Origin of the sequence: Mycobacterium parascrofulaceum ATCC BAA-614 (genome assembly GCF_000164135.1) — a bacterium.
Lineage (GTDB): Bacteria > Actinomycetota > Actinomycetes > Mycobacteriales > Mycobacteriaceae > Mycobacterium > Mycobacterium parascrofulaceum.
The window spans coordinates 306,663-317,201 of the sequence record NZ_GG770558.1 but is presented as its reverse complement, the minus strand read 5'-3'; the positions used below and the strand labels follow the sequence as shown (position 1 = coordinate 317,201).

Sequence of the window (10,539 nt, the reverse complement as noted above, 5' to 3'; positions counted from 1 at the left end):
GGACGCGGCGTGCGCGACGAACCGCGCGACGGCGCGCGGCGCGGCGGCCGGATGGGTGTGCAGGTACGAGGCGTGCACGCCGGCGCGCACCACCCCGTCCCGCACGGGATCTGCCTCGTTGCCGCGATACACCCACGCGGGTTGGTAGCTTTCGCTGAAGGTGACTGCGGTGCGGTGAAACTCGTGGCCCACGGCCCGTTGCCCGGCGGAATACAGCGGCGAATCGGCCACCGCGACGGCGTCGCGGTAGGCCAGCGTCAGGTGCGGGGTGAACCGCGCCGAGCCGGCCAGCACCCCGCACATCGGGTGGCCGTCGAGTTCGGTGGCCAGGTAGATCAGCCCGGCGCATTCGGCGTGGATCGGCGCGCCGGCGGCGGCCAGCTCGTTGAGCTGCCGGCGCACGATGTCGTTGGCCGAGAGCTCGGCGGTGAATTGTTCGGGAAAGCCGCCGGGCAGCAGCACCGCGTCCGTGCCGTCCGGCAATTGGTCGGCCAGCGGGTCGAATTCGACCACGTCGGCGCCGGCCGCCCGCAGCAGCTCGACGTGCTCGGCGTAGGCGAAGCTGAACGCCTTCCCGGCCGCCATCGCCACGGTGGCCCGCCCGCCGGCTGTCTCGCCCACGGCCGTGGCCGGGTCCCACACCGGGCCGGGCCGGCTCGCGGCGACGGCCGCCACGGCCGGCAGGTCGACGTGACCGGCGACCAGGTCGGTCATCGCCTCCACCGCGGCGCGCGCCCGACGCCCGTACTCCACCGCGGTAACCAAACCCAAATACCTTGTCGGAAGCTCCAATTCGGCCCTGCGTGGAATGGCGCCCAGCACCGCGACGCCCGCCTGCTCGCAGGCCTGCCGCAGCGCGTGCTCGTGCCGGGCGGAGCCGACCCGGTTCAGGATCACGCCCCGGACCCGCGTCGCGGCATCGAACGTCGAAAAACCGTGCAGCAGGGCCGCGATGCTGTGGCTCTGGCCGCGCGCGTCGACCACCAAAATCACCGGCGCCCCCAACAGGCCGGCCACGTGCGCGGTGGAGCCCTCCGCGGGTCCGGCCACGGCGGAACCGATCCGGCCGTCGAAGAGGCCCATCACGCCCTCGATCACCGCGATGTCCGCGCCGGCGGCGCCGTGGGCATACAGCGGGCCGACGAGTTCCTCGCCGACCAGCACCGGGTCGAGGTTGCGACCGGGCCGCCCGGCCGCCAGGCCGTGATAGCCGGGGTCGATGAAGTCCGGGCCGACCTTGAACGGCGCCACGGCATGGCCCGCGCGCCGCAGGGCACCGATCAAACCCGTTGCGACGGTGGTCTTTCCGCTGCCCGACGCCGGCGCGGCGACGACTACCGCCGGGACGCTTACCACTCGATCCCCTTCTGCCCCTTGCGGCCCGCGTCCATCGGGTGCTTGACCTTGGTCATCTCGGTGACGAGGTCGGCCGCGTCGATCAGCCGCTGCGGGGCATCGCGCCCGGTGATGACCACGTGCTGGTGGCCCGGCCGGGCCGACAGCACGTCCACCACCTCGTCGACGTCCACCCACCCCCACTTGAGCGGGTAGGTGAACTCGTCCAGCACGTAGAAGTCGTTGCGCTGTCCGGCCAGCCGGCGCGAGATCTCCGCCCACCCGTCGGCCGCGGCCGCCGCGTGGTCGAGTTCGCTGCCCGCCTTGCGCGACCAGGACCAGCCCGCGCCCATCTTGTGCCATTCGACGGGCCCACCGATGTTGTGTTCGCGATGCGCCCGGTCGAGCTGGGCGAAGGCGGTCTCCTCGCCCACCTTCCATTTGGCGCTCTTGACGAACTGGAACACGGCGACGGAGAGCCCGGCGTTCCAGGCACGCAACGCCATTCCGAAGGCGGCCGTCGACTTGCCCTTGCCGGGCCCGGTGTGTACCGCCAGCACGGGGGTGTTGCGCCGGGCCTTGGTGCTCAGTCCGTCATCGGGGACCTGCAGTGGGCGGCCTTGTGGCATGAGCGGTTACCTTTCTCAGGCCGCGCGGCGCACGGCGCGCGTCAGGGAGTCCGCGTGCAGCTGCTCGAGGCGCACTGCCGGCGCGCCGAGATGGTGGGCCAGCCGCTCGGCCAATCCCAGCCGCACGTAGGAGGTTTCGCAGTCCACGACCACCGCGGCGGCGCCCTCGGCCACCAACCGTGCGGCCGCCGCGCGGCTGCGGCCCAACGGGTCCGGTCCCGCGGTGGCCCGGCCGTCGGTGAGCACCACCACCAGGGCGCGGCGGGCCCGGTCGCGCGCCTTCTCCCGAACGATCAGTTCCCGCGCGGCGAGCAGGCCTTCGGCCAGCGGCGTCTTGCCGCCGGTGTCGAATCGGGCCAGTCGCCGGCCGGCGATGTGCGCCGACGACGTGGGCGGCAGCAACAGCCGCGCCTCCTGCTGGCGGAACGTGATCACCGCGACCTTGTCGCGGCGCTGGTAGGCGTCGCGCAGCAGCGACAGCGTCGCGCCGCTGACCGCGGCCATGCGGTCGCGCGCGGCCATCGAACCCGAGGCGTCCACGACGAAGATGACCAGGTTGCCTTCGCGCCCCTCCCGGATCGCGCGCCGCACGTCGTCGGGCCCCGGCCGCAACGGGCCGGCGCCGGCGCGCTCCGCGGCCGACAGCAGGGTCGCGAACAGGTGCAGCCCGTGCGCCCCGGAACCCGTGTCACCGCCGTCGGCGGCCGCGACCACGCTGCCGGTGGCGTTGCGGGCCCGCGATCGTCGCCCCGGCGCTCCCGCGCCGACACCGGGCACCGTCAGCGCCCGGGCGCGGAAAGTCTTCGACGGCGGCGCGCTGGGCCGTGGCGGCTTCTGGGGCGTCGTTGAATTTGATTGCGCGGCAGGCGATTCCGCGGCCTGTCCGCCGCCCGGCGGGTCGGGCTCGGGCTCGGGCTCGGGGCCAGACTCGAGATGGTCCTCGCCGGCTTGCGCCAGCGCCTCGTCGAGCTGATCGCGGTCGATGCCCGGGTCGTCGAACGGGTCGCGGCGGCGCCGATGCGGCAACGCCAGCTCGGCGGCCACCCGGACGTCCTGCTCTTCGACGGACTTGGCCCCGCGCCAGGCGGCGTGCGCCGCGGCGGTGCGGGCCACCACCAGATCGGCCCGCATCCCGTCGACGTCGAACGCCGCGCACACCGCCGCGATGCGCCGTAACTCGTTGTCCGGCAACACCACCTCGCCGACGAGCGCCCGCGCGTCGGCGATCCGCCGGGCCAGTTCGGCCTCGGCGCCGGCATAGCTCTCGACGAACGCGTCCGGATCGGCCTCGTACGCCATCCGCTGCCGCACCACCTCGACGCGCACGTCGACGTCGCGCGACGCGTGCACGTCGACGGTCAGGCCGAACCGGTCCAGCAGCTGCGGGCGCAGTTCGCCCTCCTCGGGGTTCATCGTGCCGATCAGCACGAAGCGGGCCTCGTGGGAATGCGAGATGCCGTCGCGCTCGATGTGCACCCGGCCCATCGCCGCGGCGTCGAGCAACACGTCCACCAGGTGATCGTGCAGCAGGTTGACCTCGTCGACGTAGAGCACGCCGCCGTGCGCGCGCGCCAGCAGACCCGGCGAGAAGGCGTGCTCGCCGTCGCGCAGCACCCGCTGCAGGTCCAGCGAGCCGATCACCCGGTCTTCGGTTGCCCCGAGCGGCATTTCGACGAGACCGGTCCCCTCGCTGCCGTTGGCGGCGGCCAGCAACGCCGCCAGGCCGCGCACCGCCGTCGACTTGGCCGTGCCCTTCTCGCCCCGGATGAGCGCCCCGCCGATCTCGGGGCGCACCGCGCACAACAGCAGCGCGAGCCGCAGTTGGTCGTGCCCGACGATCGCGCTGAACGGATACGGCTTCACGGCAGCTCCGTCAGACCCGAGCCCGGGCGCGCGGGCTTGAGCATGGGTACGTGCGGAACGCCGTCGTCGACGAAATCCTCACCGGCGCGGACGAACCCGTGCTGGGCGTACATCTCGGCCAGGTAGGTCTGCGCGTCGATCCGGCACGGGTAGTCGCCCACCTCGGCCAGCGCCGCGCGCAGCAGCCGGGTGGTGTGGCCCTGCCCGCGCGCGCTGCGTTTGGTGCACAGCCGTCCGAGCCGGAACGCCTTGCGGCCGCCGGCGTGCTCCTCCATCAGCCGCAATGTGCAGATCACCTCCCCGTCGGGCATCTCCAGCCAGAAGTGCCGGGTTTCGGCCAGCAGGTCGCGCCCGTCCAGCTCCGGATACGGGCAGGCCTGCTCCACCACGAAAACCTCCACACGCAACTTCAGCAGTTCGTAAAGCGTCCGGGCGTCAAGATCTTTGGCCCAGGACCGACGCAACGCCTCACTCATCACCGAACCCCCGAATCGGACGTCAACCCGAGCACCCTGGACCCCCAGGACCACACCTCGTCGTACAACGCGGGCTCCCGGGACAGCTCCACCCCCAGCGACGGCACCATCTCCTCGAGCGTGGGCAGCCAGGAGCGATAGCGGCCGGCGAAGCACCGCTTCAACACCTCGAGCATGGCGGCCACGGCCGTCGACGCACCGGGCGAGCCGCCCAACAGCCCGGCGATGCTGCCGTCGGCGGCCGCGACGACGGTGGTACTGAAGTCCAGCACGCCACCCTTGCGCCTGTCCCGCCGGATCACCTGCACGCGCTGGCCGGCGACGGTCAGCTCCCAGTCGGAAGCCGCCGCGCTGGGGGCGAATTCGCGCAGCGCCCGGATGCGGTCCGGCGCCGACAGCCGCAACTGGCCGAGCAGGTAGCGGAGCAGCGTCAGCTGGGTGAGGCCGACGCCCAGCATGGACAGCGCGTTGTCGGGCTTCACCGAACGGGGCAGATCGCTGAGGCGGCCGTGCTTCAGAAACTTCGGCGACCAGCCGGCGTACGGCCCGAACACCAGCCACGACTTGCCGTTGACTAACCGAAGGTCCAGGTGCAGCGCGCCGAGCGGCGGGGCGCCGGGGGCCGGGACCCCATACACCTTGGCCCGGTGCGCGGCGGTGAGCGCCGCGTTGTCGGTGCGCAGGAACCGGCCGCCGATGGGAAACCCGGCGAACCCCCTGACCTCGCGGATGCCCGACTTCTGCAGCAACGGCAGCGCGTCGCCGCCCGCCCCGACGAAGACGAATTTGGCGTTGAGCCGGCGCTTCTCACCGGTGCGGCGATTGCGCAGCAGCAACGTCCAGCTGCCGTCCGATTGCCGGGTCAGACCGCGGACCTCGTGGCCGAACAGCGCCGTCGCGCCGTCGCGCACGCAGAAGCCGATGAGCTGGCGGGACAGCGCCCCGAAGTCGACGTCGGTGCCGTGCGGGGCCCAGTTGAGCGCGGTCGGCTCGGAGAAGTCGCGTTTGGCGGCCATGAACGGCAGCCGGCGGGCGAACTCCTGTGGGTCGTCGACGAATTCGGTGCCGGCGAACAGCGGATTGCCCGCCAGGGCCCGCTGGCGCCGGCGCAGGAACTCGACGCGCTGCGCGCCGCGCACGAAGCTGACGTGCGGGAGCGGGTTGCAGAAGCCGGTGTCGGTGAGGATCCCGTGCTCGACGGCGTGGGCCCAGAACTGCCGGCTCACCTGGAACTCTTCGTTGACGCGCACCGCTTTGGTGATGTCGATCGAGCCGTCGGGGCGCTGCGGGGTGTAGTTGAGCTCGCACAACGCGGAGTGTCCGGTGCCGGCGTTGTTCCAGGGGCTGCTGCTTTCCGCGGCGACCGCGTCCAGCCGTTCGATGACGGTCATGGACCAGTCGGGCTCGAGCCGCCGCAGCAACGCGCCGAGCGTCGCGCTCATGATGCCCGCGCCCACCAGCACGACGTCCGCGCGTGCGGTTCGGGCTAACGATGACACCTGCTCCGTGGTCCTTCCCTCGACTGCGCCGGTTCCCAGGCTATCCCGAGCCGAACCGGCTACGAACGGCGTGCGCCTCCCGACGGTCAGCAAAACCTCTAAGCTGGCTTCGTGAGTGGCGGGGTGACTGGCTGGGTGCCCGATGTCCTGCCCGGTTATTGGCAGCGCACCATCCCCCTCGGGCCGGACCCGGTCGGCGAGGGCGAGATCGTCGCGACGCTGATCCGGCGCGGCGAGCCTGACCGCCCCCCCGGCCCCCCGGGCGCCGCCCGCGCGGTGCTGGCCGTGCACGGCTACACCGACTACTTCTTCAACACCGCGCTGGCCGATCACTTCGCTGATCGCGGCTTCACCTTCTACGCGCTGGACCTACAGAAGTGCGGCCGCTCGCGCCGCGACGGTCAGACACCGCATTTCATCACCAACCTCGACGACTACGACGCCGAACTCGAGCACGCCCTGGCGGCCATCCGCGAGCAAGACCGGCCCGCCAAGGTCCTGGTGTACGGGCATTCCTCCGGCGGGCTGATCGTGTCCTTGTGGCTGGACCGGCTGCGCCGGCGTGATGCTGCGGCGCACGCCGGCATCGGGGGTTTGGTGCTCAACAGCCCGTTTCTGGACCTGCACGGCCCGGCGGTCCTGCGTCTGCCGGTGACCGCCGCGCTGATCGCCGGCCTGTCCCGGGTGCGGTCCAAGGGGGTGGTGCGGGCGCCGACCGACGGCGGCTACGGCACCACGCTGCACCGCGACTACCACGGCGAGTTCGACTACAACCTGCAGTGGAAACCGGTGGGCGGCTTCCCCATCACGGTCGGCTGGCTGCACGCCATCCGGCGGGGCCACGCCCGGCTGCACCGCGGGCTCGACGTCGGGGTGCCCAACCTGATCCTGCGTTCGGATCACACGGTCCGGGAAACCAGCGACGCGGCGTCCATGCAACGCGGTGACGCGGTGCTCGACGTCAATCAGATCGCCAGGCGGGCCGGCTGCATCGGCAATCACAGCACCATCGTTCCGATCGGCGACGCCAAGCACGACGTGTTCCTGTCGCTGCCGCAGCCGCGGCAGGCGGCCTACCGCCAGCTCGACCGCTGGCTGGATCACTACCTCGCCGCCGACCGCACGTCTTCGAAGAAGGGCTGAGCAGTGGAGACGTACGACATCGCGATCATCGGAACCGGTTCGGGCAACACCATTTTCGATGATCGCTTCACCGGTAAGCGTGCGGCGCTGTGCGAGCACGGCACCTTCGGCGGCACCTGCCTGAACGTCGGCTGCATCCCGACCAAGATGTTCGTCTACGCCGCCGAGGTCGCAGCCACGATCCGGGAGGCGGCGCGCTACGGGGTCGACGCCCACATCGACCGGGTGCGTTGGGACGACATCGTCTCGCGCATCTTCGGACGGATCGATCCGATCTCGATGAGCGGCGAAGACTACCGCCGCGCGTCTCCGAACGTCGATGTCTACAGCCGGCACACCCGGTTCGGGCCGCGCCAACCCGACGGGCGCTACCTGCTGCGCACCGATGCCGGCGACGAATTCACCGCCGATCAGGTGGTGATCGCGGCGGGGTCCCGGCCGGTGATCCCGCCCGCGATCCTGGACTGCGGCGTCGCCTATCACACCAGCGACACCATCATGCGGATCCCCGAGCTGCCCGAGCACCTGGTGATCGTCGGAAGTGGCTTCGTGGCAGCCGAATTCGCCCATGTCTTCTCCTCGCTCGGCGTCCGGGTGACCCTGGTGATCCGGGGCGGCACGATGCTGCGGCACTGCGACGACACCGTCTGCAAACGCTTCACCCGCATCGCCGCCGCCAAATGGGAACTGCGCACGCACCGCAACGTGGTGGGCGGCACCAACGAGGGCCCCGGTGTCGCGCTGCGCCTCGACGACGGGTCCACGCTGAGCGCCGACCTGCTGCTGGTCGCGACCGGGCGGGTCGCCAACGGCGACCTGCTGGACGCGGAGCAGGCCGGTGTCGACGTCGAGGACGGCCGGGTGGTGGTCGACGAGTACCAACGCACCTCCGCCCGCGGGGTTTTCGCCCTCGGCGACGTCTCGTCGCCGTACCAGCTCAAGCACGTCGCCAACCACGAGGCCCGCGTCGTGCGGCACAACCTGCTCTGCGACTGGGACGACACCGATTCGATGGTGACGACCGACCACCGCTTCGTGCCGGCGGCGGTGTTCACCGACCCTCAGCTCGCCGCCGTCGGCCTGACCGAAAACCAGGCAATCGCACGGGGATTCGATGTTTCGGTCGCGATACGCGACTACGGCGACGTCGCCTACGGTTGGGCGATGGAGGACACCACCGGGATAGTGAAGCTCATCGCCGAGCGCAACACCGGCCGCCTGCTCGGCGCGCACATCATGGGCCCTCAGGCGTCGTCGATCATCCAGCCGCTGATCCAGGCGATGAGCTTCGGACTGACGGCGCCGGAGATGGCCCGCGGGCAGTACTGGATTCACCCGGCGCTGCCCGAGGTGGTCGAGAACGCGCTACTGGACCTGTATTAGTGGCGATCGCCACCATCGGACTGAGCTCAGCGCCCTGATCGTTTGAGCGGCTTGGCGTCCTGGCACCGCGGGCACAGCCCGTGCAATGTCAGACCCGCGGCCTCGGACAGCGCGAAGGAACTGCCCGCCATCGCGTGTTCGAGCGCCGAACTGAGCTGCCGCGCGGGCACCTCGATGATCGAGCCGCATTCGGTGCACACGGCGTGGTGGTGCGGCGCGGTCGCCATTCCATAGGTGGTGACACCGCCGTCGAGGGTCAACGCGTGCAGCACGCCCTGGCCGACCAGGGTGGTCACCGTGCGATAGATCGTCGCCACGTCGGGAGCGTGGGCGCCGTGCGGCAGGCTGGCCTGAACCCGCTTGTGGATCTCCGCCACGGGCAGGTGCCCGTCCACCGGCTCGAGCACCGCCAGCACCTGGATGCGCGAGGACATCCGCCGCAGCCCCCGGGCGCGCAGGAGATCGCCGATCCGGGCGGTGACGGACGGGTCCAGTGCCGACGGCTTGGGCGTCACCCGTTCAGTGTCGCGCCGGTCACCCGGCCGCGCCAGTTTTCGGCCGAATCGGCCCCGGCCTCGGCCGGGCGGGTTCCTGCAACCGACTTGCATCTGGTCGACGGCCGCACATACAGTCGTGCCGGTTGTTTCCCCGCCCGAAGCCGTAAGGACCCCAGTGGCCGGTACTGAGCTCGATTGGCGCCCGTCATGGACGACCAAGCTTCGCAGCGCCCTGACGCCGGCGGAGTGGTGGCGACTCGCGGCCATGTCGGCGATCATCGTCGCGCTCCACGTCATCGGCTGGTTCACCCTGGTGGCCCTAGTGGCCCCCGCGCAATTCAGCCTCGGCGGCAAGGCGTTTGGCGTCGGCGTGGGGCTGACGGCCTACACCCTGGGCATGCGGCACGCGTTCGACGCCGACCACATCGCCGCCATCGACAACACCACCCGCAAGCTGATGAACGACGGCCAGCGCCCCCTGGCCGTCGGTTTCTTCTTCTCGCTGGGCCATTCCACCGTGGTGTTCGCACTGGCCGTCCTGCTGGCGTCGGGCGTCAAGACGATCGCCGGAGGGGTCCGCGACGACTCCTCGACGCTGCACCACTACACCGGGCTGATCGGCACCGGTGTCTCCGGGGTGTTTCTCTATGCGATCGCGCTGCTCAACGTCGTCGTCCTGGCCGGCATCCTGCGGGTGTTCGCCCGCCTGCGCCGCGGCGACTACGACCCCGAAACCGATGGAGCCGAACTGGAACGGCAGTTGGACAACCGCGGCCTGATGAACCGGTTCCTCGGCCGCTTCACCAAGTCGATCACCAAGTCGTGGCACTCCTACCCCGTCGGGCTGCTGTTCGGGCTCGGGTTCGACACGGCCACCGAGATCGCGCTGCTGGTCCTGGCGGGCACCAGCGCGGCCGCCGGGTTGCCGTGGTACGCCATCGTGTGCCTGCCCGTCTTGTTCACCGCGGGCATGTGCCTGCTGGACACCATCGACGGCTCGTTCATGAACTTCGCCTACGGCTGGGCGTTTTCCAACCCGGTGCGCAAGATCTACTACAACATCACCATCACCGCGTTGTCGGTCGTCGTCGCGCTGCTGATCGGCAGCGTCGAGCTGCTGAGCCTGTTCGCCGAGCAATTCGGCTGGCGGGGGCCGTTCTGGACCTGGATCGGCGGGCTGGACCTCAACGCCGTCGGCTATTTCATCGTCGGGGCATTCGTCGTCACCTGGGCGGTGGCCCTGCTCGTCTGGCGCTACGGCCGCCTCGAACAGAAGTGGGATCCGCAGTCCCCCTGACACTGCTGCGCGGCCGGGCGGTTCGGGTGTAGAACAGTGCTCATGGGCCTCCCTGCGGGCGGACGCCGGTGACCGGCGGTGCATGAGCTGTCGCTGTGCGAAGCGATCGCCGGCGTGGTCAAGACGCATGCCGACGGCCGGCACGTCGACGTGGTGCGGGTGCGGATCGGCGCGCTGCGCCAGGTGGTGCCCGAGTCGCTGTCGTTCTGCTGGACGCTCGTGCGCGACGCCGAGAACATGCCGGGGGCCGAGCTGGAACTCGAATGCGTGGGCGCCGAGGTGCGCTGCCGTGCCTGCGGCCGGCGATCGGAGATCACGTCGGCCTGGTCGATCTGGTGCCCGGAGTGCGACAGCCCCGACGTCGAGGTGTTGCGTGGCAACGAATTCTTGGTGACCTCGCTGGACGTCTCATGAAAC

The 10,539-nt window shown here is 70.8% G+C and carries 10 protein-coding genes; 4 read left to right on the top strand and 6 right to left on the bottom strand.

The genetic code is table 11. The features are described 5' to 3' along the window. The 5 genes from HMPREF0591_RS24855 to mqo all read right to left on the bottom strand — a co-directional run. Positions 1 to 1,356 (bottom strand): cobyrinic acid a,c-diamide synthase CobB (locus HMPREF0591_RS24855; RefSeq protein ID WP_007171468.1); only part of this gene is annotated, 1,356 nt, incomplete at its 3' end. Next, positions 1,350 to 1,964 (bottom strand): cob(I)yrinic acid a,c-diamide adenosyltransferase, encoded by a 615-nt coding sequence (gene cobO / locus HMPREF0591_RS24850; RefSeq protein ID WP_007171467.1) that lies wholly within the window; start codon positions 1,962 to 1,964, stop codon positions 1,350 to 1,352. The genes cobO and HMPREF0591_RS24855, both read right to left, overlap by 7 nt. Before the next feature lie 15 nt (positions 1,965 to 1,979). Continuing rightward, positions 1,980 to 3,827: a VWA domain-containing protein gene (locus HMPREF0591_RS24845; RefSeq protein ID WP_007171466.1), complete on the bottom strand. Its 1,848-nt coding sequence runs from the start codon at positions 3,825 to 3,827 to the stop codon at positions 1,980 to 1,982. Further along, a complete protein-coding gene (locus HMPREF0591_RS24840; protein ID WP_040623865.1) occupies positions 3,824 to 4,303 on the bottom strand; it encodes a GNAT family N-acetyltransferase in 480 nt (159 codons plus the stop codon). Before HMPREF0591_RS24840 ends, HMPREF0591_RS24845 begins: the two co-directional genes overlap by 4 nt. After that, a complete protein-coding gene (gene mqo, locus HMPREF0591_RS24835; protein ID WP_040623864.1) occupies positions 4,303 to 5,802 on the bottom strand; it encodes a malate dehydrogenase (quinone) in 1,500 nt (499 codons plus the stop codon). Before mqo ends, HMPREF0591_RS24840 begins: the two co-directional genes overlap by 1 nt. Before the next feature lie 123 nt (positions 5,803 to 5,925). On the opposite strand from mqo, the gene HMPREF0591_RS24830 reads away from it, so the two are divergent. Continuing rightward, positions 5,926 to 6,945: an alpha/beta hydrolase gene (locus tag HMPREF0591_RS24830; RefSeq protein WP_244269102.1), complete on the top strand. Its 1,020-nt coding sequence runs from the start codon at positions 5,926 to 5,928 to the stop codon at positions 6,943 to 6,945. A gap of 3 nt (positions 6,946 to 6,948) precedes the next feature. Further along, positions 6,949 to 8,328: a mycothione reductase gene (gene mtr / locus HMPREF0591_RS24825; RefSeq protein ID WP_007171462.1), complete on the top strand. Its 1,380-nt coding sequence runs from the start codon at positions 6,949 to 6,951 to the stop codon at positions 8,326 to 8,328. A 26-nt stretch (positions 8,329 to 8,354) separates the two neighbouring features. Here mtr and HMPREF0591_RS24820 read toward each other — a convergent pair whose 3' ends face one another. Next, complete coding sequence (locus tag HMPREF0591_RS24820; RefSeq protein WP_007171461.1) at positions 8,355 to 8,843, bottom strand: Fur family transcriptional regulator; 489 nt, start codon at positions 8,841 to 8,843, stop codon at positions 8,355 to 8,357. 157 nt (positions 8,844 to 9,000) lie between these two features. Here HMPREF0591_RS24820 and nicT point away from each other — a divergent pair, with 157 nt between their 5' ends. Together nicT and HMPREF0591_RS24810 are read left to right on the top strand one after the other, a co-directional pair. Further along, positions 9,001 to 10,122: a Nickel transporter NicT gene (nicT, locus tag HMPREF0591_RS24815; RefSeq protein WP_040623863.1), complete on the top strand. Its 1,122-nt coding sequence runs from the start codon at positions 9,001 to 9,003 to the stop codon at positions 10,120 to 10,122. Between the two features lie 78 nt (positions 10,123 to 10,200). Continuing rightward, positions 10,201 to 10,536, top strand: coding sequence for a hydrogenase maturation nickel metallochaperone HypA (locus tag HMPREF0591_RS24810; RefSeq protein WP_007171459.1), 336 nt, complete (start codon positions 10,201 to 10,203; stop codon positions 10,534 to 10,536). The last annotated feature ends 3 nt before the right edge of the window (positions 10,537 to 10,539 follow it).

What these genes read in the sequence shown, in the direction of transcription:
- cobO (WP_007171467.1), bottom strand. Translation starts at nt 1,964, where the DNA reads ATGCCACAAGGCCGCCCACTGCAGGTCCCCGATGACGGACTGAGCACC.
- HMPREF0591_RS24840 (WP_040623865.1), bottom strand. Translation starts at nt 4,303, where the DNA reads ATGAGTGAGGCGTTGCGTCGGTCCTGGGCCAAAGATCTTGACGCCCGG.